General features: G+C 60.1%; 17 protein-coding genes, 1 tRNA gene and 2 pseudogenes. 2 read left to right on the top strand and 18 right to left on the bottom strand.

Annotated features, from left to right (window positions below; translation table 11 throughout):
* Positions 1–358: 358 nt before the first annotated feature.
* The 9 genes and pseudogenes from HNR46_RS04775 to leuB form a co-directional block, all read right to left on the bottom strand.
* Positions 359–433, bottom strand: a tRNA-Val gene (locus tag HNR46_RS04775).
* Between the two features lie 462 nt (positions 434–895).
* Positions 896–973 (bottom strand): annotated as a pseudogene (locus tag HNR46_RS21340) (histone H1); the annotation flags it as partial.
* A gap of 102 nt (positions 974–1,075) precedes the next feature.
* Positions 1,076–1,417: pseudogene (locus HNR46_RS20595) on the bottom strand (BlaI/MecI/CopY family transcriptional regulator); the annotation flags it as partial.
* Between the two features lie 181 nt (positions 1,418–1,598).
* A complete protein-coding gene (locus tag HNR46_RS04765; RefSeq protein WP_184016302.1) occupies positions 1,599–2,543 on the bottom strand; it encodes a thioredoxin domain-containing protein in 945 nt (314 codons plus the stop codon).
* Positions 2,540–2,965 (bottom strand): LysM peptidoglycan-binding domain-containing protein, encoded by a 426-nt coding sequence (locus HNR46_RS04760; RefSeq protein ID WP_184016300.1) that lies wholly within the window; start codon positions 2,963–2,965, stop codon positions 2,540–2,542. The genes HNR46_RS04765 and HNR46_RS04760 overlap by 4 nt, the downstream gene beginning before the upstream one ends.
* Positions 2,966–3,030: 65 nt before the next feature.
* Positions 3,031–3,837, bottom strand: coding sequence for a TatD family hydrolase (locus tag HNR46_RS04755; protein ID WP_184016298.1), 807 nt, complete (start codon positions 3,835–3,837; stop codon positions 3,031–3,033).
* Positions 3,838–3,910: 73 nt separating this feature from the next.
* Positions 3,911–5,761 carry a POT family MFS transporter gene (locus HNR46_RS04750; protein WP_184016296.1) on the bottom strand — a complete coding sequence of 617 codons (1,851 nt, stop codon included), beginning with the start codon at positions 5,759–5,761 and terminating at the stop codon, positions 3,911–3,913.
* Positions 5,762–5,878: 117 nt separating this feature from the next.
* Entirely contained in the window at positions 5,879–6,883 is a 1,005-nt protein-coding gene (locus HNR46_RS04745; protein WP_184016294.1) for a beta-ketoacyl-ACP synthase III, read from the bottom strand.
* 371 nt (positions 6,884–7,254) lie between these two features.
* The gene (gene leuB, locus HNR46_RS04740) at positions 7,255–8,370 is read right to left on the bottom strand and encodes a 3-isopropylmalate dehydrogenase (protein WP_184016292.1); all 1,116 of its coding nucleotides are present in this window, start codon (positions 8,368–8,370) and stop codon (positions 7,255–7,257) included.
* A 622-nt stretch (positions 8,371–8,992) separates the two neighbouring features.
* Between leuB and HNR46_RS04735 the strand changes: the two genes are divergently transcribed.
* Positions 8,993–9,961 (top strand): calcium/sodium antiporter, encoded by a 969-nt coding sequence (locus HNR46_RS04735; protein WP_221285012.1) that lies wholly within the window; start codon positions 8,993–8,995, stop codon positions 9,959–9,961.
* Positions 9,962–9,979: 18 nt separating this feature from the next.
* Here the strand turns inward: HNR46_RS04735 and HNR46_RS04730 are convergent, their stop codons facing one another.
* From HNR46_RS04730 to HNR46_RS04705, 6 genes are all read right to left on the bottom strand, one after another.
* Positions 9,980–11,164, bottom strand: coding sequence for a peptidylprolyl isomerase (locus tag HNR46_RS04730; RefSeq protein ID WP_184016290.1), 1,185 nt, complete (start codon positions 11,162–11,164; stop codon positions 9,980–9,982).
* 54 nt (positions 11,165–11,218) lie between these two features.
* Positions 11,219–11,641: a molybdenum cofactor biosynthesis protein MoaE gene (locus HNR46_RS04725; RefSeq protein WP_184016288.1), complete on the bottom strand. Its 423-nt coding sequence runs from the start codon at positions 11,639–11,641 to the stop codon at positions 11,219–11,221.
* A 61-nt stretch (positions 11,642–11,702) separates the two neighbouring features.
* The gene (locus HNR46_RS04720; protein WP_184016286.1) at positions 11,703–12,515 is read right to left on the bottom strand and encodes an NTP transferase domain-containing protein; all 813 of its coding nucleotides are present in this window, start codon (positions 12,513–12,515) and stop codon (positions 11,703–11,705) included.
* A gap of 13 nt (positions 12,516–12,528) precedes the next feature.
* Complete coding sequence (gene moaC, locus HNR46_RS04715; RefSeq protein ID WP_184016284.1) at positions 12,529–13,002, bottom strand: cyclic pyranopterin monophosphate synthase MoaC; 474 nt, start codon at positions 13,000–13,002, stop codon at positions 12,529–12,531.
* Positions 13,003–13,014: 12 nt separating this feature from the next.
* Entirely contained in the window at positions 13,015–14,190 is a 1,176-nt protein-coding gene (locus tag HNR46_RS04710) for a molybdopterin-binding protein (protein ID WP_184016282.1), read from the bottom strand.
* A gap of 7 nt (positions 14,191–14,197) precedes the next feature.
* Positions 14,198–14,689 carry an MOSC domain-containing protein gene (locus tag HNR46_RS04705; protein ID WP_184016280.1) on the bottom strand — a complete coding sequence of 164 codons (492 nt, stop codon included), beginning with the start codon at positions 14,687–14,689 and terminating at the stop codon, positions 14,198–14,200.
* A 164-nt stretch (positions 14,690–14,853) separates the two neighbouring features.
* Here HNR46_RS04705 and HNR46_RS04700 point away from each other — a divergent pair, with 164 nt between their 5' ends.
* Positions 14,854–16,284, top strand: coding sequence for a beta/alpha barrel domain-containing protein (locus HNR46_RS04700; protein ID WP_184016278.1), 1,431 nt, complete (start codon positions 14,854–14,856; stop codon positions 16,282–16,284).
* Here HNR46_RS04700 and HNR46_RS04695 read toward each other — a convergent pair.
* The 3 genes from HNR46_RS04695 to HNR46_RS04685 form a co-directional block, all read right to left on the bottom strand.
* Positions 16,221–18,485 (bottom strand): molybdopterin oxidoreductase family protein, encoded by a 2,265-nt coding sequence (locus HNR46_RS04695; RefSeq protein WP_184016276.1) that lies wholly within the window; start codon positions 18,483–18,485, stop codon positions 16,221–16,223. The genes HNR46_RS04700 and HNR46_RS04695 overlap by 64 nt on opposite strands.
* A 94-nt stretch (positions 18,486–18,579) precedes the next feature.
* A complete protein-coding gene (locus HNR46_RS04690; protein WP_184016274.1) occupies positions 18,580–20,016 on the bottom strand; it encodes an ATP-binding protein in 1,437 nt (478 codons plus the stop codon).
* Entirely contained in the window at positions 20,013–20,663 is a 651-nt protein-coding gene (locus HNR46_RS04685; RefSeq protein WP_184016272.1) for a response regulator transcription factor, read from the bottom strand. Before HNR46_RS04685 ends, HNR46_RS04690 begins: the two co-directional genes overlap by 4 nt.
* Positions 20,664–20,725: the final 62 nt, after the last annotated feature.

Genomic DNA, 20,725 nt, shown 5'->3' with positions numbered 1-20,725 from the left:
GGCAAGGCGCTTGAGCGATTCCTGAAAGACTTCGTCCGCGCCTACAACGAGAACTGCGGTCCGTTCACCTGGACCAAAGGCCCGAAGAAGCTCAGTCGGATCATCCAACTAACCAAGCTCGCCCAAGACGCTGGCATCACCTGATATGCCTGCTACTTTTCGGACGATGCACTAGCCGTAGTGACTGACAAAGTCCCGCCTTCATATGAAGGACGACCTTAGTTGTTTGCACTTCGATCTCGCGATGCCCTGCCTAGTCTCTCGGTGAGACGCCCTGAAATTCTTCGAAGATGACTGTGGCCTCGGGCAAAGTGCCGCGTTTGAGGGGCGCCGGATTGGCATCTCATTGAAGATGAGATGGTGCGCGATACTGGGTTCGAACCAGTGACCCCCACCGTGTCAAGGTGGTGCTCTACCACTGAGCTAACCGCGCATGGACTGGTTGGCTTTGAGGGCCAGCCGCCGCGAAGAGGCCGGAGGCTAGGAGGCGTTCCGGCTGGATGCAAATGCTTTTTTCACCAAGTTGGAAACTTCTTGGGCCCCCTTGGAGAAGGGAACGCAATTGGGAAGAAGGTGAGAGCTGGATCGCCTCAAATGGGTGGCGAGATCGGCGGTATTGGAAGAGAGGTGATAGGAGAGATGAAGACACGGAAAAAGGCGAAGGGACGATGCCCTTCGCCTTTTAAAACATCTGCTGACGCGAACAGTCCGCGACCTGTGGGTGACGAATCAGTCGCTGGGGAGAGGAGGGTTACTTTTTCTTTGCAGCCTTTTTGGTCGTCTTTTTGGCAGCTTTCTTGGCGGGAGCCTTTTTGGCGGCTTTCTTGACGGTTTTCTTGGCGACAGCCTTTTTCGCAGGGGCTGCGGCTTTTTTGGCGACTTTCTTCGTCGCTGCCTTTTTCGCTACTTTTTTGACGGCAGCTTTTTTGGCAGGGGCTGCGGCCTTTTTGGCGGCTTTCTTCGCTGCTTTTTTTGCTACGGCCTTTTTCGCGGGGGCGGCGGCTTTCTTGGCCGCCTTCTTGGCGGGCTTGGTCGTCTTCTTGGCAGGCATGGCTTTATGTCGTTTGAGTTCGCGTTCGATGTTGGATTTCTCTTCCGGCGTCAAAGTGCCGGCGGAGAGTAGCGCGAGGACCGCCTCGCCAAGGCGGCCTCCGAAAGCATTGGTGAGGAAATCGGACGTCGCTTTGCCTGCGATTTGGTCCTGAGTATGAGCGGCCTCATAAACATGAGCCCGTCCTGAACGGGTTCTTTTGACGAGCTGCTTGCGCTCGAGGCTTTGCATGACCGACAGCACCGTGGTGTAGGCGCGGTCTTTGCCATCGGGAAGCGCACTAAGTACGTCGCTTACCGTAGAGGGTCCCTCATGCCATAAAACGGAAAGGGCCTGCAGTTCGAGATTGGATGGAGTCGCGGGCATCTTAGATTTTTCTTCGATAGCAACCATAGAGCTAGTACTAATGTTGCCTGTCAAGTTAAAAGGAGCAGATATTTTGGTTTTCCGTAACTAACATGGTGGCGGTGAGTGCTTCTTTAGTTGGGATGGGGAATGGGGAGGAAGCAGTCGGAATGCCGTTTATCGCCATGCAGGGCGTGGAAAATCAGTGAGCAGGTGGGCTCGCAGGTCTTTTGAATTCTGGTGCGAGTCGTGAGATTTCGTTCCAGAGAGCATCTTCGGAGGGGTGCCCGTTGAACAGGATGCGTCCGTCGAGGCCCACGAGGACCATGGTAGGCGCGGATTGGATGCGGAGCAACGAGGTGAGTGAGCGCTTTTTGCGATCCATCAGCCAAAGGCCAGTGGGTTTGGAAGGAAGGGCATCGAGGAGGGCAAGGGTGTCTGCCCGGGTATCGGGATCCGATTCTCCGACCAGGGTGGCGACCCCGATTCCGGCGTCATGGAGAGCGGTCGCGGTTTGGGCGAAGTCTTCGAGGCTTTCTTCGCATTCGCGGCTCCAAGGGGAGAAGAAATGAAGAAGGAGCGCGCTTTTACCCTCAGTGGCGGACTGGAGGGTAGTTTGGGTCCCTTCGAGGGTTTCGAGCGAGGTGCTGAAGTCGAGACGGAGTTGCTTCATGGCCTCATTGAGTCGCAAGCGCTCGATGTGAGGGGCAAATGCGGCGCCCTGTTTCGGACTGAGCCAAAAGGCCTCCGTGATGTGTTGTTTGAAGCCCTCTTTGTCGTTGTTTTGGAGGCAGGCGATGGCTTCGGTGTATTCGACCACGGCAAGCCAATCTTCTCGGACACCGAAGATTTCGGAGTCTTCTAGTTTGAAGAGTTCGCGTCGGGAGACGAATTCGGGGGCGAGTGACGCGATCACCGCGTCTTCTCGACGATCAACACAGTAAAGAAAACGCGCCTCCAGAACGGATTGTTCGGAGGCGCCAAGGTCACGGGCACGTTGAATGGCTGCTTCGAGTGCCTCTTGGGATTCACGCTCGGAGAGCATGAGATCGACGGCTTCGCGCAGTGTGGGGCCAGTGGCCGGCCGTTGGGCCCACGCCTGAGGGGCGAGGGCGATGAGGCAGGCCAAGGCGACGGCACGAATCATCGGGCAGGAATCGAAATTGTCTGGCCGAGGCGCACGTTGGTGTCTCCGGCCGCCATGCCATTCGCGCTGCGAATGGCATCCACGGTCACGCCATATTTGCGACTGATACCCCAGAGGGTATCCCCCTTGACGACGGTGTGGGATGAAAGCGATGCCGAGGGAGTGGGGGCGGCGGGGATGGGGGCTGGTGCCGGAGTCACTGCGGCTTCTTCATAAGCGGCACTGCCGTAGGAAGGGTCGGTGGCTGGCGCGTTCACATCTTGATAGGGCGCGGACTCATATCCGCCAGAGGAGGGAACTCCGTAAGGATTCGATGTATCGTATCCACTGGCAGTGTCGTAGTTTTCTTCCTTGTTGAAGAGAGAGCAGGAAGAGAGCGCGGCGGCTCCAATGAGGGCGGAAAAGCGGAGGGTTGGATTCATTGTTGCGTGGGGTTGGAGTTCTCAGGCGGCCGGTTTGATGGAGAGAACGACACCCGACGCGGAATTTATTCAATTCCCTTGAAGAAGTCGATGGCTGTTTGAGTGGTATGACTCGCGAGTTGTTCGATCGTTTCGCCGCGTGCTTCGGCGATGCGCTGAGCGATGATCGAGGTCCTTGCTGGTTCGTTGCGCTGCCCGCGATGTGGATGAGGGGAGAGATAGGGGGAGTCGGTTTCGAGCATGAAGCTTCCAGGGGGGAGCTTGGCAGCGAGATCGAGAACGGAGGTAGCATTTTTGAAGGTAGCGACTCCTCCAAAGGAAACTCTTCCGCCGAGGTCGATGACGGCACGGGCATTTTCAGGACTGCTGATAAAGCAATGAAATACGGCGCGGGTTTGATCTGAAAAGCCCCGATAGATGGAGAGGGCATCCTGAAAGGAGGCGTCGCCCTGACGATCGCGAGTGTGGATGACAAGGTTCAGGCCGCATTCGGAGGCGAGGGCAAAATGAGCCTCCAAGAGTTCGGTTTGGCGCCGACGGTAGTCGGTTTCCTGCCAGTCAGCGGGTGCAGGATGAAAGTAGTCGAGTCCGGTTTCTCCGATCGCGGCGACCTGTGGGTGAGTAAGGTGGGGGCGAAGTTGTGCGATGACATCATCGGGGGCATCATGAGCCTCGCAAGGGTGGATGCCCAGGCAGCAATGGACTTCAGGGTAAGTGGTGGCGAGGTCGAGATGGGCCTGAATGTCATCGAGGCAGGTGGCGAGAGAGATCAGGCGGGTGACGCCGGCATGCCGTGCGCGTTCGATGAGTGCCGGAACTTCAGCGGCATCGAACTTGGCGGAGGCGAGGTGGCAATGGGAGTCGGTAAGCATGGAGAATCGTCGGTTGCCCGGTCGGATGGTGCCGTGCTGGGCTGCGGGAAACTCGGGGTCACCGGTCAGAACATCAAGCCTCGGGTTGACGAGGGCGATAGAGCATGGCGAAGGGGACGAAAAGAAGGGCGGTGGCTCCCATGAGGGCGGTGAAGAACCAGAAGTAGGCGGCCTTTTCGAGTTTGTTGCCTCCGCCGAGGCGGGTGGTGAGGGAGAAAGGTTCGGCGGGATCGGTGGTGGATGCCACGCCTCCGTGGCGAACGAGCCAAGGTTCTGCCGGGCGGAATCGGTCACTCCAGGAGGTTTCGGCGACCGGTTTGGATGGCTCTGCCAAGTTGATGAGGGTGGTGAGATCCCAAGGGGATTTGGCGATGCCATCGGCTCCAGGGCTGGTAAGGCGCATGGAAAGGGAGTTGAGGATATCGTATCGAATGGGCTGGCCCCAAGGGTCGAGTCCAAGGTCGCCGACTTCATCAAGGGTGGGAGGGCGGCCAAGGTCGATGGCTTGTTGGGCGATGCGAGACCCGAGGGATTTCATGGAATCCTGGCCGGGAAATTCGACGCGGGAGAGTTTTCCTTCGGAAACGCGAGCGATGAGATCGTCGTTGGTTCCAGTTGCCCCGTCGAAGCCGGGAAGGACGATGTTTTGCGGTGATTCCTGCCAATCCGAGGTGAGGTGGGCTTGGGCAGCCGCAAACTGGGTTTTGGCGGGCTCGTCAATTTGGATGAAAAGGTTCACGACGGCGGTGAGTCCATTGCCGATGAACACGGAGAAGAGGAAGAGAGACATCATCATCGACTTCATGTGCTTTGGCGCCTGAGTGTAGGCAAATTCAAGGCCGACGATGGAGATCATGATTTCCGCAGAGGTGAGGACGGCGTAGGCGGCGAGTTGCCAAGCGATGTGGGGGGCTTGGCCGGCATCGATCTTCTCCTGGGCGACGGCGACGAGAGCAAAGGCTGCCGTCATGAGAAACATGCCAGTGGCCATCTTGCGCAGGGGAGTCACGCGCACGAATCGGCCGACGAAGGGGTAGACTCCAAAGGCGAAAAAGGGGATGAGGATGAGAATGAGGATGGGGTTAGCCGCCTGAATCTGTGAGGGAAGGAGTTCGACGCCAAATAGATGGCGATCCATGGAAACGGCTTGGAAAACCAAGGTGGAAGCGGTCTGGTCAAAGAGACTCCAAAAAACGGCGACGAAGAGGAAGAGGGGGACCAACCAAGCGAGCGACCCGACGCCTTCCTTGGAGAAGACCTGTCGGATGAAGGCTGAGCCACTGGCTGGGACGTGGACAAAGCGGTGGCGTCCGATCCAGAAGACGACCGTGGCGAGGGCCATGAGGATGCCTGGAATGCCGAAGGCCCAGTGCGGGCCATACCATTCGAGGAGCCATGGGATGAGAAGATTGGAAACCGCCGCACCGAGGTTGATGGAGAGGTAGAAGAGATTAAAGATCTTCGTTAGAAGATGCTGGTTGTTGGGGCCAAATTGGTCACCGACGTGAGCGGAGACGCAGGGTTTGATGCCTCCGGCCCCGATGGAGATGAGACCGAGGCCGGCGAGGAGCCAAAACTGAACTGCTCCTCCGACTCCCATGAAGGCAAGGCACAGGTGGCCGAGGCAGTAGACGATGGAGAGGGTGATGATGGTCCGGTATTTTCCCCAGAACCAGTCGGAGACGAGCGCTCCGAAGAAGGGGGTGAAGTACACGGCAGCTGTGAAGGCTGCGACATAGACGGTCGCCTGAGTCTCGGACATCGATTCTCCTCCGAGGTGGCCAAGGTAGTTGGCGAGGAAAATCGCGAGGCCGGCCTTCATGCCGTAGAAGGAGAACCGTTCGGCGGCTTCGTTGCCGACGATGTGGGGGATGCCGGAGGGGAGTTTTGAGGACAGAGACGGCTCAGTGCGGAATTCGGACATGACGGGTGGCTGAAATCGAACAGGTGGGCCTCCGCGGAGCACGCCGGCCGCCAATCCAGCGAGAAAGAAGGGAGGGGGCGGAAATCCCCGGGCTTGGCGGGCCCGGGGATGATGAGTTTACCACCGAATCGCGGCGGCGGCCCAGGTGAGACCGGCTCCAAAGACGACGAGCACGGCGTGTTCGCCTTTCTGGATGCGACCTGAGCGGTTGGCTTCGTCGAGGGCGATGGCGACGGCCGCAGCGGAGGTGTTGCCGTATTTTTGGAGGTTGGTGAAGACGCGGTCGTAAGGAACGTCGAGCCGCTCAGCAATGGCGTCGATGATCCGAAGATTGGCTTGGTGGGGGACCACCAGGGCGATGTCTTCAGGCTTCAAATGGGAGCGTTCGATGACCTTCTCGGCGGATTGTTTCATCCGGGTCACCGCGTGCTTGAAGACTTCTTTTCCAAGCATGGCCAGGGTGGCGAGGCGCTTGTCAGCGTTTTCGATGGTGATGGGGCAGGCGGAGCCGCCTCCAGGAATATTGAGGAGGTGGGTCTGGCGCCCATCGGTGCCCATTTCGGTGGCGAGAATGGCTCCGTCATCGGGTTGAGTGGCCTTGCGGAGAACGGCGGCACCCGAGCCATCGCCAAATAGGATGCAGGTGGAGCGATCGTCCCAGTTGACGAAGGAAGAAAGTTTTTCGGCGCCAATGATAAGGGCGTTTTCGAAGGCGCCATCGGAAATCAGCCGTTTGGCGATTTTCATGGCGTAAAGGAAGCCGGAGCAGGCTGCGGAAATATCGAATGCGACGGCGCCGAAGGCCCCGAGGTTTTGTTGGACGTAACAGGCGGTGGAGGGCGTGAGGGTATCCGGGGTGATGGTGGCGACGATGATCAGTTGGATCTCGTTGGCTTCCATTTGGGCCTGCTCCAGGGCTTTGCGTGCCGCATGGGTGGCCAAGTGGGAGGTGTATTCGCCTTCGGCGGCGATCCGTCGTTCGCGGATCCCGGTGCGGGTGACGATCCATTCATCGGTGGTGTCGACCATCTTTTCGAGGTCGGCGTTGGTGAGAACTTTTTCGGGAACGTAGCTACCTGTGCCTGCAATGCAGACCGGTGTCTCGGAGTGCTCGGCGCTCATGTTGGCGGCGAATCTGGGGGCTGCTGGGGCGGAGGGCAAGGGGGAACGAAACGGGGTTGAAGACAAGGGAAATGGGGGACGGAGGGCGGAGCCGACGTGTCGGCACCGGGGAGGGTGCTGGGGTGAGAGGGAGAAGGAGGGGAAAGCGGTGACGTGTCACCGCAGTCCGAGAAAAAGGGGGAAGTGGGCGGAGGGAGTGGGCGGAGCCGACGTGTCGGCACCGGGGAGGGTGCTGGGGTGGGAGGGAGAAGGAGGGGAAAGCGGTGACGTGTCACCGCAGTCCGGAAAAAAGGGGGACTGAGGAAATAAAGACGCCCGGCCGCGGGAAGCGGACGGGCGGGGAAATATTGGCTGTGGAGGCTTTGAGCCGCTCACTTGAGGTGGGCGAGGATGGCGTCCGCCATGCCTTGGGTGCCGACTTTTTTCTCGGTGGCGGCTCCCGTCGCGATGTCTCCGGTACGGTAGCCATCGTCGATGGTCTTGGCGACGGCGGCATCGATGGCGTCGGCCGCATCGGATTCTCCCAGCGAGTAACGAAGAAGCATGGCCGCCGAGAGAATCTGGGCGATGGGATTGGCAATGCCCTGACCCGCAATGTCTGGGGCTGAGCCGCCACTGGGTTCATACATGCCGAAATACAAGTCAGAGCCTTCTTTTTTGGCCCCAAGTGAGGCGGAAGGAAGCATGCCGAGAGAACCGGAAATCATGGCCATTTCGTCGGATAGGATGTCCCCGAAGAGGTTTTCCGTGACCAGCACGTCGAAGGATCCGGGACGCCGAACAAGCTGCATGGCGGCATTGTCGACATAGAGATGGGAGAGTTCGACTTCCGGGAACTCCTTCGCGACTTCAAGCGCGGTCTCCCGCCACAGGACGGAAGATGCGAGAACGTTCGCCTTGTCGACCGAAACGAGTTTTTTGCCTCGGCCCATGGCCGCCGTGAAGGCGACGCGCAGGATGCGTTGGATCTCGCTCTTTTTATAGACCATGGTGTCGAAGGCCACGGGTTCACCATCGCGGTTTTCACGGCCTTTCGGGGTGCCGAAGTAAACTCCTCCCGTCAGTTCTCGGACGCAGAGGACGTCGAATCCCTCTGGAATGAGCTCATTCTTGACGGGTGAGGCGTGGGTGAGGGAGGGCAAGCAGACGCCGGGGCGCAGATTCGCAAAGAGCCCGAAGTGTTTGCGCAAAGGGAGCAAGGCTCCGCGCTCGGGCTGAATGTCGGGTGGGAGGTTTTCCCACTTGGGGCCACCCACCGAGCCAAAGAGAATGCCATCGCTTTGTTCGCATGCCTCGACGGTGGCGGCGGGAAGAGGGGTTTCATTGCCAGTGGCATCAAGGGCTGCGCCGCCCACGAGCTGCACGGAGCGTTCGGTGTTGAAGCCGAATTTGGCTTCAACGGCGTCGAGGACGCGCAGCGTTTCGGTCATGACTTCTGGGCCGATGCCGTCGCCGGCGAGAACTGCAATGCGGTAGGTGCGAGACATGGGCTGGGTCTAAAGGACGAATGACAAATGACAAAGGGGAAATCGATGATGATGACGGGATGGGAATGGGGGGTGGAAGGGGAAGGCGGTGAGTTGATGTTGTGGTTTGGAGAGGGGTGAGGTTGGGGCGGAAGGTGGAGGGCGGAGCCGACGTGTCGGCTCCGGGGAGGGTGCTGGGGTGGGTGGCACTGGAGAGGGAAAGCGGTGACGTGTCACCGCAGTCCGAGAGGGGTGAGGTTGGGGCGGAAGGTGGAGGGCGGAGCCGACGTGTCGGCTCCGGGGAGGGTGCTGGGGTGGGTGTTGCTGGAAAGGGAAAGCGGTGACGTGTCACCGCAGTCCGAGAGGGGTGAGGTTGGGGCGGAAGGTGGAGGGCGGAGCCGACGTGTCGACTCCGGGGAAGGTGCTGGGGTGGGTGTTGCTGGAAAGGGAAAGCGGTGACGTGTCACCGCAGTCCGAAAGGGAGGGTGCTGGTGTGGGTGTCGCTGGAGGGGGAAGGCGGTGACGTGTCACCGCAGTCCGGAAAGAGGGGGGCTGAAGTGTTGGTCCGGGGTGGAAAATCGTGGGGGAGTTTCCAGTTGGCATTGGGGGAAGGTCAGGCAGGGTTCGGGGCGTGGATATTCTGATGAATCTCGGATGGCTGGCCTTGGGACTCGTGCTGCTCTCAGTGGGTGCCGATTGGCTGGTGAAGGGAGCCTCCGAGATTGCCCTTCGGGCGGGAGTGACTCCGTTGGTGATCGGGCTCACCGTGGTGGCGTTCGGAACCAGCGCGCCAGAGTTGCTGGTCAGTTTGCAGGCGAATTTGAAGGCAGACACCCAGGCGGACATCGCCGTCGGCAATGTGGTGGGGTCGAATATTTGCAATATCGCCCTCCTGTTGGGATTGGCCGCGTTGATTCGACCGTTGGTCGTGTCGAGTCAGGTGGTGAAACGGGAGATTCCGATTCTGTTGGGAGTGACGGCGGCCTTCATCGCCATGATCTGGGATGGGCGACTTTCGATGGTGGAAGGAGCGGTGCTGACGACGGGAATCGTCGTTTATGTGATCGCAAGCATCCGGATGGCCCGAAAGCAGCCGGGCGACCTAGCGGTGGATCTCCCCGAGGAAGTGGTGGAAGAGTCCAGGGGCCCTCTTTGGAAGAGCTTGATGTGGGTAGCGATCGGTCTGGCTGGCTTGGTCTACGGTGCGGACCGTTTGGTATTTGGAGGGGTGGCGATCGCCCGAACGATGGGGATCTCAGAGGTGGTGATCGGCCTGACCTTAGTGGCGGTTGGGACTTCATTGCCGGAGTTGGCGACCACGGTGGCGGCTGCTCGGCGAAATGAAACGGACATCATTGCGGGAAACATCATCGGCTCGAACCTTTTCAATGTGATGGCGGTGATGGGAATCTCTTCAGTGATCAAACCGATCGAGGTGGCAACGTTGAATCGCCTCGACTTGATGGTGATGGGTGGCTTCACCCTGGCCCTAGTGCCAGTTCTAGCCCGGGGATCGAGGATCAATCGATTTGAGGGGACCTTGTTATTGGTCGGCTATTTCATCTACTGCGCTTGGCTGGTGAAGCCGGAGTGGTTCGGAGCCATGAACTGAGAGACGAAAAATCGAAATTCAATGGCTGAGAGTGAGGGTGGATGAGCCCAAGGAAGTCCACGCCGAGTTGCTCCAGCCGTAAAGTGAGTGCCGTCCGATGAGGGTGCCGTCGGTTTCGGAATCGAAGGAACCGAGGATGTTCAGGGGAATGACGTTGGTGGAGGAAAACACCAGGCTCATGCCGTAGGCGGACGGAGCATAGTCGACATAGGTGAGGGTGCCCGAGGTGTTGCTGCCAGTGTAGTCGCAGGTGCCGCCAGTGCCCGTGGCGTCGAAAGTGAGGGTGACGGAATCGGAGGTGTCGGGCAGGAGGACGACGAGAGTCCGGTTTGCCAATGATCCCGGTGCGAGGGCCTCGGGGTAGGTGACGCGGGTAATGCGGTAAAAGGCTTGAGATGGGGGCGAGGGCGATTCGGTCTGAACGGTTTCCACGGGTAGATCCTCGGGGCCGGCATAGAGAGATAGGTGGTCTGCCCAGACCGCGAGATCAGTGCTACGCTGGATGGAAAGAAACTCTCCGGGTTGAAGAGGCGGGGAGGGAAGGAGATCCACGTTTTCTCCCGGTGTGACAGCGAGGGTTGCGGTGGCCGGTGTGACCTCCGGCAATCCTTGGGCGAATTCGTCGAAGGCTTCCGCCGCGGCGTCGGTGCGCTCGAAGGTGATGGCGGTGATGGACGAGCCGTTGCTGCCGGCGGCATGGATGGCATCGATGACGGCGCGGCTAGCACTGTCGGGGATGAGGCCGAAGATGGTATGGACGTCGTCGAGGTGAGAGGGGGTGGAATTCCCGACGAAGAAGATCTGGCTGCCATTCGAGTTGGGCCCACTGTTGGCCATGCTCAGCATGTAGGGACCGTGGCGGAGCGAGGGCGCAAATTCATCGGGAAAGGTAAATCCTGGTCCACCGGAGTTGGTGCCCGTTCCCGAGCCGGTCTGGGCAATTTTGAAAGTGGTGTCATTGACGACGCGGAAGAACGACTCTCCCACGTAGTAGGGAGTGTGGGAGAGGGTTCCACTGGTGGGGTCGAGGTGGGCGCGCGTGCCCTGGGCGAGGGTGATGAAATTGGCCACCGTTTTTGGAGCGGCGGCGTACTGGAGATCCACGGTGATGTCACCGAGTGTGGTGGCAACATGCGCCAGCAAGGCAGCGTGACCAAGAGTTGGGAGGCCCAGCGAAAAACTCAGGACGAAGGCAAATTTCACGGGTGCAACAGAGCGGTCTCGAGCCGGGAGCGCAAGGGGCGATCCTAAGAGTCTTTAGTGCCCACAGTGATCGCAGCGGACCCAGCCCTCTTCGCCATCGGTAAAGAACTCCTTCTTCCAGATGGGAACCCGGGCTTTCACTTCATCGATGATGAATTGGCAGGCTTCGAAGGCGGCATCGCGATGCACTGCGGAAACGCAGACGACTACGGCGAGGCCACCGATTTCGATGGGGCCGGTGCGGTGGACGCAAACAGCGTGCAGGATGGAGAAGCGTTCGCGGGCCTCATCAAGGATGCGCGTTCCTTCTTTTTCTGCGAGGGGAACATATGCTTCATATTCGAGTCGGGCGACCGGACGTCCGAGGTGATGGTTGCGAACCCAGCCCTCAAAGGAGCAGAAGCCTCCGGCAGCGGGATCGATGGTGGCTTCGCGGAGTTCGGTGGGCGACAGGGGAGTGGTCTGGAGTCGGAACATCGAGGAAATCGAAGAAGTCGGGCAGGAGAGATGGGCAAGTGAAGGGGGTGCAGTTTTGAGATCAGCCACCTGCGACGGGGGGGATGAACACAATTTCATCGTCGGGGGCGAGGCGTGTGGACCCGTCGCAGAAGTCGCCATTGCGGGCTGCGCGGAGGGCATTCCAAGCGAGCGGCAGTCGATGTTGAAAACGAAGTTCCTCGTAGAGCCCGCCGACGGTGCAGGCGACGGTTTCGAGAATCTCTTCGTCGAGGCCACGAGCTTCACGAAGTTTGGCGAAATAGAGGATTTTCACCGTCTTGGGGTGAACGCCTGAAGTGATCTTGGCGAAGACTTCGTCGAGTTCCACAGGGGTGTTCGCGTTGTCGAGGGCGACGGGGTGAGGAAGGTCGAGAAGAAGGGGATTGAGGGATTCAAGAAAATGCCGGGCGCAAAACGATTGGTGATCGAGGAGGAGTGGGACGCGATCGAGGGCTGCGGGAGCATAAATGGCAGCGAGGGGTTCTCCGCGTTGGTCAAGGCGGTTGCGGAATGCGGTGGCGGGATCTTCGTAGGAATCGATCAGGGTCTTGAGGGTGGGCGCGTCGAGGAGGAAGAGGTCGCAGCCGATGAGCAGAACGGGATCTTCCGGGTGGGCGGCGTGGAAGGATTCGAGAGCCGCCAAGGGGCCTCCTCCCGGGCGCAGATCCTTAAGGATCGGGACTTCTGGGGGCAGCGAGATCGGGTGATTGGCGGAAACAATGACGTCTGTGCCGACGGTTTGGAGGAGCGAGATGAGGTGGTCGAGTTGGCGGCGACCATCGGGCCGTTCAAGGGTGGCTTTGTCGCGACCCATGCGCTGGCTGCGGCCACCTGCGAGGATGAGGGCTTTCAATGGATCTGGCGGTTTAGGGTTGGGCCAAAAAATCGGATTTGCCGCCCGTTTTTTTGAGCAGCCGGATTTGAGAGATCACGATGGCGGGGTCGAGGGCCTTGCACATGTCGTGCAGGGTGAGGGCGGCGACGGAGGCTCCGGTGAGCGCTTCCATCTCGACACCGGTCTTGCCGGTGGTTCGCGCTGTGCAATGGATCGTGGCAGTGTGGTCGGCGAAAGTGATGTCGACTTTGACGCTATCGAGCGGCAGAGGGTGACAGAGGGGAATGAGTTGACTGGTCTGCTTGGCGGCCATGATACCGGCGAGGATCGCGGTTTGGAAGACGGGCCCTTTCTTGGAGATCAGGTCGGAGCCATCGAACTGGGCGGAAACGGCGTCGTTGACGGTGACTAGGGCTTCGGCGGTGGCACTGCGTTGGGTGATCTCCTTGGCGGAGACATCGACCATGTTGGCGTGATGGTTGGCGTCGACGTGGGTCAGGGACATGGCGAGATGAATTCAGGATGGAGAGCAGGAAAAGAAACGGAGGTGCAGACGATCGGTGCAATCGGGTGCAGGCGGGACTTCCAGAAACCCGGCGGCTCCAGAGATGGAGACAAAATCCCCGGAGTTGCGAGGAGGGAGAGGGTTGCCGGCGGCGTCGAGGGCCAGCAACCAGGTCAGGTGAGGGAGGGGCTGGAGCTCTGGTGGAGATGGTCGGGTCGGTACCTGAAGGTCGCTTCCTTCGAGTTGGCTGAGTGCGGGCAGAACGTAGCGAGTGAAGGTGGCCAGGACAGAGACAGGATTTCCGGGAAGGGCGAAGACCAGAGGTGGCCCCGACCAGAATGCCAGGGGTTTCCCAGGGCGCTGGAAAACACCATGAAAGGCGGGGGGACCGAGTTTTTCTTCCAGGAGGGGGCGAATCAGGTCCCGTTTGCCCTTGGAGATGCCGCCGCAAAGGATGACGAGGTCCGATTGGGCGAGGGCGTCGTGAAGGTCGTCGCGGGCGACATCGGCATCGTCCGGAACATGGCGGACGAGGCGAGGAACATGGCTAGCGCGACGCAGCAGAGCTTCGAGCATCGGACCGTTGGAACGGCGAATTTGCCAGGGCTGAGGGTGATCGGCGACAGGAATGGCCTCATCTCCGCTGGAAATCAATGCGATGCGTGGTCGCGCTGCCACTTCAAGCTCAGTGAGCCCGACGGAGGCGGCAATGGCGATTTCGGCGGGTCCGATGATCCGATCGGCTGGGACCAGCACTTCTCCCGATAGGGCATCGCTGCCAGTTGGGTGGATGTACTGGCCGGGTTCATAAGTTTCTAGTATTTGAAGAATTTGAAGCTCTTCGCCCTGCGGTTCGAGAGTGATGTCTTCGTAGGGAACGACGGTGTCGCAATCGGCCGGAACACAGGCCCCAGTCATGATTTCCCACGCATGCTCGGCGGACAAGGCCGTGGGCGGTGGGTCGCCGGCAGCGTGTAGGCCCTGAATCCAATGGGGTGGTGAGGAGGAGGAGAAGGCCACCCCGTCCATCATGGCGCGAGCATAAGGGGGGAGGTCGCGGTCGGCATGGATGGCACGGGTTAGGGTGCGGCCGACGGCCTCGACGAGGGAGACCCGATCAGTCGCGGGTTGCCAGAGGGAGGATGCGATGATCGCATCGGCTTCGGCGGGAGTGATGGGGTCGTCCACGAGGATGTCAGAGGGCTGGGATCTCGAGAGTGGCAGGGCCGGTGGTGAGGATGCCGGATTCTAGAATGCGACAACGCAGACCGCCGCGATTTTTCATCAGGGCTTCGGTGCCATCGGTGCCCGTGGCTTCGTCCATCCAATAGCAAGGGCTGCATTCCTGAGTGCCCTCAAAGAGAAGTCCATTGAGGCAGAAACGTTCGCCGATAAGGGCGTTGAGATCGATGTTGGAAACGACCGCATTGCGCCGGAAGGCGGAGGCCGGGAGGTGGGGGGCTTGGGCGTGTTCCCGAATCGCTTCGACGACCGCGAGGTCGATGAAGGTGATTTGGCCTTTGTAGTTCTCTTTGTAGTCGAAGAAACGGTCGCCACGGATCCCCCTGCCCGCGACGAGTTCGATGGAGTCGTGCTCGATCGATTCGTGGGTTCCGGCGGGTCCGCCGTGGTGGCCGTAGAAGTTGTGCCCCGGCGAGGTGAAGAGCTGATGGATCGTCGCACTCACGGGAGGATCATCGTTGGATGGGGAGGAAACATCAAGGGCCTGCGCACGGGTTGCGGAAGTCGTCGCGGCTCTTGCGGGTGGAAGCGAATGATCTTCACCGAGCGGTGACGGGACCGAAGGATCGGGTTTGGCCGCCGCCAGCTGCGGGGGCACCTGGATTTCTCATGGAACTTCCCCGAATCATTCAAGGAGGCATGGGCCTCGGCATTTCGAATTGGCGTCTGGCGAAAGCGGTGGCGTTGCGAGGACAATTGGGCGTGGTGTCGGGAACGGCGATCGACCTGATCCTGACGCGGCGCCTGCAAGCGGGGGATCCGGGCGGTCATATGCGGCGGGCCTTGGCGGCGTTTCCCGGGAGGGAGATGGCGGAACGGGTGATTGACCGCTATTTCGTGGAAGGGGGCAAACCGGAGACCAAGGCGTTCGCGGCAAAGCCCATGGTGGGAGATCGTCAGGGCCAGGCATTGGAAGAGTTGATGGTGGTGGCCAACTTTGCGGAGGTGTTTCTGGCGAAGGAAGGGCATCAGGGATGGGTCGGCATCAATTTCCTGCACAAGATCCAGACACCGATGTTGCCCTCGTTGCTGGGGGCGATGTTGGCGGGGGTCAGTGTGGTTTTGATCGGTGCAGGGATTCCGTTGGAGATTCCATCGATTCTTGACCGCTTGGCGGCATGGGAGCCGGTGGAATTCAGTCTTCATGTTACGGGAGCGGGGGGGGATCACAAGATGCGGTTGGATCCGAAAAGGTGGTTTCCGGGAGAAACTCCGGAGCTTCAGCGTCCTTTGTTTTTCCCGATCGTGTCGTCGGTCACCTTGGCCTCGATGTTGGTCAAGAAGTGCCAAGGCGGAGTGAATGGTCTGGTCGTTGAGGATGCCACGGCGGGAGGCCACAATGCTCCGCCGCGTGGCGCCCTGAAGTTGAGCGAGGAGGGTGAACCGATGTATGGACCGCGTGATGAGGTGGATCGCGCCGCGATTCGGGCACTGGGCTTGCCGTTCTGGGTGGCCGGTTCCCAAGGCAGCCCGGAAAAGTTGCAAGAGGCACGGGCGGATGGTGCGGAAGGAATTCAGCTCGGCAGTTTGTTTGCTTTTTGCGAGGAGTCGGGTCTTCGGGAAGACCTGAAGCAGGCAGCGATCAAATCGGCGTTGGCGGGAGAGGAGAAAGTTTTCCGGGATCCGGCGGCATCTCCTACCGGGTTCCCATTTCAGGTGCTGACGGCTCCGGGGTCATTGTCAGAGGCGGAGATCTACGAGGAGCGGCAGAGGATCTGCGACTTGGGCTATCTGCGGGAGGCCTACGAACGGGAAGATGGCTCGGTGGGCTGGAGGTGCCCGGCGGAACAACCGCTGGACTTTCAGAAGAAGGGAGGTCGAATCGAAGAGACCGCTGGGCGGAAATGTCTGTGCAACAGCCTGATGGCAAACATTGGATTGGGGCAACGGCGTGCCGAGGAAACCGAGCAGCCTTTGTTGACGTGTGGCAAGGATCTGTCGGGGATTCGGAAGCTGGCCGCTCCGGGATCCAAGGGCTATTCGGCGGGAGACGTTCTCGATTTTTTGCTGGGAGACGAGGTCTTGGCTGAGGAGATCTGAACGGCACAAGCCTTGTAGTTCGGCTGGCGGGAATGGGCATCGAAGGACGGGTGGGTGAGCTGATTGACTCGACGATCGTGCATCGGAAGGAACACCTGGCCACGTTGCATGGTGGGCGCAAGGTAGGCGGCGACGATGATTTCACCCCGGCGCGAGCTCACTTTGACGGGATCGTTGGCGGCGATGCCGAGAATGGCGGCGTCCTCAGGATGGATCTCAAGGTAGGCTTCCTGTGGAGAGAGTTTTCGCAGGATATCGGATTTTGCGGTGCGAGTCTGGGTATGCCACTGACTGCTTGAGCCCCGGCCAGTGAGAAGGAGGAAGGGAAAGTCGGCGTTGGGAGGTTCAGGAGGTGGGGCCGGAGGAGAGAAGTGGATTCGAGCTTTTCCAGTAGGGGTGTAGTAGTTCCAGTCGGCGAAAAGGCGGCGTTCAGTGAGTTCACCGACCCGATCTGCGTGGGTTGGATGAGGAGGGGTCGTCATCGATTTTGGGTAAGGCCATTGGATGCCTCCGGATTGATCGATGTGCTGATAGTCGCGGATCCCGGTGATGTCACAGGGCCGGTCAAGGGTGAGGTCACGGAGTTGAAGAAAAGCCGCTTCAGGATCGGTCCATGAGTCGAACCAAGAATCGCAACCCCAGGCGTGTGCCAGCAGCCGAAAGATTCTAAAATCGGCTAGGGCCTGACCCGGGGGTGTGCGAACGGCCTTGAGGGTGCCAATCCGGCGTTCGGAGTTGATGAAGCAACCTTGCTTTTCGCCCCACCCGGCGGCGGGCAGGAACAGGTCCGCTACCTGTGCCGACTCGGTCGTCGAATACATGTCCTGAACGACGAGAAACTCGAGCTTTTCGCGAAGCGCGGCGAGTCTTCCAGAATCAATCCAAGAGTGGAATGGATTGGTGGCGACGATCCACAAGCCTTTGATTTCGCCCCGTTCGGCTGCGTCGAGGATTTGATCGTAGGCGAGGGAGGGGGAGGAGGGAATCGCATCGAGCGGTATTCCCAGAATTCTGGAAACTTTCAGGCGATGTTCCGGGTTGGCGAAGTCGTGACCACCGACGAGTGAGGTGGTGTTGGAAAAGAGCCGGGAACCCATGGCGTTGCATTGCCCGGTAATGGAATTGGGGCCGGTGCCTGGACGACCGATGTTCCCGGTCATTAGGCACAAATTGATGATGGCCTGGGCGGTACGAACTCCCTCGTAGGATTGGTTCACGCCCATCGTCCACCACCAGGAGACGCGCTTGCCCGGCTCGGAGACCTGGTGGGCCAGGGTTTCGATGGTGTCGGAGTCGATCCCGGTGGCTTCGGCGACGGCCGCGGGAGAGTAATCGCGAACGAAATGGCGGAACTCCTCAAAGCCTTCGGTGCGTTCGAGTGAGTTGGAATCGATGCGCCCATCACGGATGATGCAGTGAGCAAGAGCGTAGTAGAGGGGGAGGTCTCCCTTGGGGCGAAGGGGAAGATGCTGATCTGCGGCTTGCGCGGTTTCCGTTGCGCGGGGGTCGATGACGATGATTTTTGGGGAGCGTGGATTGCGCACGATGCGCTGCCAGAGAATGGGGTGGGCGATGCATAGATTCGCGCCGACGAGCACAATGACATCGCTCTCTTCAAAGTCGGCATAGGTGTAGGGAGGGGCGTCGAAGCCAAAGGATTGCTTGTAGGCGCTGACGGCGGTGGCCATGCACTGTCGGGTATTGGCATCGCCGTGATGGAAGCCCATGCCGAACTTCCAAAGGCAACCGAGGAAGGCCATCTCTTCGAAGGGAATCTGGCCGGTGGAGAGGAAAGCGGCCGAATGGTGGCCGTGGCGCTGTTGGATGCTTTTGAATCGATGAACGAATGTTTCGACGGCTGTTGCCCAGTCGATGGATTCGAAATCGCCCTGAGCCGTGCGCCGGAGAGGGGTGGTGCCGCGGTCGGGAGCATCAAGGGGGTCGAGAGCCTGCCAGCCTTTCGGGCATGCCATGCCGAGATTGACGGGATAGTGGGCCTGAGGGCTGAGGTTGATCGCGCGACCGCTGGCGTCGAGATGAAGCTTTAGTTGGCAACCCGTCGCGCAGTATCCGCAGATCGAGGTCGTTGTGCCGACGGGTTTGAGGCGCTCGGGCACTTTGCCGAGGCCAAATGATCCAGGGGTTTGCACCAGATCGCGGGTGAGCGGGCCGGTGTGCTGTTTGAGCAGGCGGGCAAGCATGGCGGAGTGACCGATGCTAGCACGAGGTGTGCGGATTCCGTCCGGGATCAACCGGAGGCTCCGGAGATGGGGTCATGCACCTGATGATGCGGATTCATGAAGGGAGATGAGGAAATGTCAGGCAAAAGGTGGTGCCCTGCCCGGCGTTGCTGGTGACCTCGAGCCGTCCGTGGTGGGCGGTGGCGATGGTTTGAACAATGGCGAGCCCAAGTCCGGTATGTCCCTGAGTTTGGGTGCGAGCGCGGTCGACCCGATAGAATCGGTCGAAAAGCCGAGGCAAATGTTCCTGCGGGATGCCGGGACCTTCGTCGTGGACTTCCACATAGCTTTCTCCTCCCCGGTGGCCGCAGCGAACGGAGACCGAGGTGCCTGCAGGAGGATGGGAGAGTGCATTGGAAAGGAGGTTTTGAACGGCGGTTTCAAGCCACTCAGGGTCCCCTCCGACGAGGGCAGGTGAAAGCTGGCGATGAAGGTTGCTGCCGCGTTCTTGGGCGAGGGGGGCGAGGCGGTCCGTCACGCCGCGGGCAATTTCCGCCAGATCGCAGGGACGATGGGCTCGTGATTCGGCGCCGACATCATGGCGGTCCAGTACGAGGAGGGAATCGACGATCCCGCGCATGCGCTGAGCTGCCGTTTGGCAGTTTTCGAGAAACTGCCGGTACTGGGCGGGGTCGCGTTCGGAGCGGAGGGCCCGTTGGGTTTCCGTGAGGATGATGGTCAACGGAGTGCGGAGCTCGTGGGAGGCATCGGCGGTGAAGCGTTTTTGGCGCTCTATGCCCGAGGCGAGGCGATCGAAGGTGTCGTTCAGGACGTGGGCGAGTTGGTCCAACTCGTTGTCGCGGTCGGGGATGGCGATGCGTTCTTCCAGTTTCCCCGCAGCGATGCGGGAGGCGGTTTGTGAGATGGTATGGATGGGTTTGAGGGCGCGGCCGGCGAGCCACCAACCGCCTGCGATGGCGGCGAGGAGGATCGAGGCACCGCCAACGGCGAGAAGGATGCGAAATCGGTAAAGAGCTCCCAGTTCGGTGGAGATATCCCGACCAATCACGGTGATGATACCGGAGGGGTGGGCACTGTGGAGTTCGTGTAAAGTTCCTCGATCGCATACGGAGCGCTCGGAGCGTTCCGGGCGCACCTTGGTAGGGCGGGTGAGACCCGCTGGGGCATTGGGAGAGGTGAAGAGCGAGGAGCCGTCACTGTCCCAGACGACGATGTAGGTGCCCGCGGGATCGGATTTGAAAAGGTCGCGGAACTCCGGGGGATCGATGGCGGGGTTGCCCAGCGAGCGGAGTCGGTCTCGGATGTCATCGAGGGAGGGAGGCCCGTCTTTGTCGTTGGACGAGTTCTTGGGAGCGAAGACGCCTCGGTAGAAGGACTTTTCGTGATCGTGGAGGTCGCGGTCGATTCGCTCCATGCGATCGCGAGTGCTCAAGCGATTGGCGAGGAGCCAGACGGCGACTACGAGGCCAAGGGAGACGAGCGAGTGCCAGAGGAGCAAGCGCCAGCGAATGGAGTGGAATGGGCGCTTCATTCGATCGAGTAGCCGTGACCGCGGCGGGTGGTGATGAAGGATGCGCCGAGCTTCTTTCTTACATTCGAGACGTGAACATCGAGCAGGTTGGAAAGGGAGTCGTCGTTCTCGTCGAAGAGGTGCTCGTAGAGTTCGGTGCGGCTGATGACGACACCGCGATGAAGGCCGAGATACTCGACGAGTGCGTATTCGCGGGGGGTGAGAGCCACGGGAGAGCCGGTTTGACTGAGAGTCCGGGTGGCGAGGTCGAGGGTGACATCGCCCAGTTCGAGATAGTTTTTTGCTTGGCCGTGATTGCGACGAATCAGCGCACGGAGCCGGGCCAGAAGTTCGTCGAAATCGAAGGGTTTGGTAAGGTAGTCATCGGCACCGGCATCCAATCCGCGGATGCGATCGGGAACGGCATCGCGAGCGGTGAGCATGAGGACGGGAGTGGTTTTGGTCTCCCGCAGTTGTCGCAGGAGTTCCCAGCCATCGATTCCGGGTAACATTCCATCGAGGACGATGGCATCGAAATCGATTTCCCGCGCCATGGCGAGGCCATCGACGCCGTCCATGGCGGTGTCGGTCGCGTAGCGTTCCTCCTGCAGCCCTTCACGGAGGCTATGCAGGAGGAGGGGATCGTCTTCGATGATAAGCAGGCGCATCAGGATGGGGTGGCGGGCGAATCGGAAGCTTCCAGATGGGGTGGCGACCGATTCACTTCAAA

Origin of the sequence: Haloferula luteola (genome assembly GCF_014201715.1) — a bacterium.
GTDB classification, from domain to species: Bacteria; Verrucomicrobiota; Verrucomicrobiia; order Verrucomicrobiales; family Akkermansiaceae; genus Haloferula; species Haloferula luteola.
The sequence above is the reverse complement of the archived record's forward strand: the minus strand, read 5'-3'. Positions and strand labels throughout refer to the sequence as shown.

Bases quoted from the DNA above. Each gene is read 5' to 3' on its own strand.
- HNR46_RS04765 (WP_184016302.1), bottom strand. From the start codon at position 2,543: ATGATTCGTGCCGTCGCCTTGGCCTGCCTCATCGCCCTCGCCCCTCAG.
- HNR46_RS04760 (WP_184016300.1), bottom strand. From the start codon at position 2,965: ATGAATCCAACCCTCCGCTTTTCCGCCCTCATTGGAGCCGCCGCGCTC.
- HNR46_RS04755 (WP_184016298.1), bottom strand. From the start codon at position 3,837: ATGCTTACCGACTCCCATTGCCACCTCGCCTCCGCCAAGTTCGATGCC.
- HNR46_RS04750 (WP_184016296.1), bottom strand. From the start codon at position 5,761: ATGTCCGAATTCCGCACTGAGCCGTCTCTGTCCTCAAAACTCCCCTCC.
- HNR46_RS04745 (WP_184016294.1), bottom strand. From the start codon at position 6,883: ATGAGCGCCGAGCACTCCGAGACACCGGTCTGCATTGCAGGCACAGGT.
- leuB (WP_184016292.1), bottom strand. From the start codon at position 8,370: ATGTCTCGCACCTACCGCATTGCAGTTCTCGCCGGCGACGGCATCGGC.
- HNR46_RS04735 (WP_221285012.1), top strand. From the start codon at position 8,993: ATGAATCTCGGATGGCTGGCCTTGGGACTCGTGCTGCTCTCAGTGGGT.
- HNR46_RS04725 (WP_184016288.1), bottom strand. From the start codon at position 11,641: ATGTTCCGACTCCAGACCACTCCCCTGTCGCCCACCGAACTCCGCGAA.
- moaC (WP_184016284.1), bottom strand. From the start codon at position 13,002: ATGTCCCTGACCCACGTCGACGCCAACCATCACGCCAACATGGTCGAT.
- HNR46_RS04700 (WP_184016278.1), top strand. From the start codon at position 14,854: ATGGAACTTCCCCGAATCATTCAAGGAGGCATGGGCCTCGGCATTTCG.
- HNR46_RS04695 (WP_184016276.1), bottom strand. From the start codon at position 18,485: ATGCTTGCCCGCCTGCTCAAACAGCACACCGGCCCGCTCACCCGCGAT.
- HNR46_RS04690 (WP_184016274.1), bottom strand. From the start codon at position 20,016: ATGAAGCGCCCATTCCACTCCATTCGCTGGCGCTTGCTCCTCTGGCAC.
- HNR46_RS04685 (WP_184016272.1), bottom strand. From the start codon at position 20,663: ATGCGCCTGCTTATCATCGAAGACGATCCCCTCCTCCTGCATAGCCTC.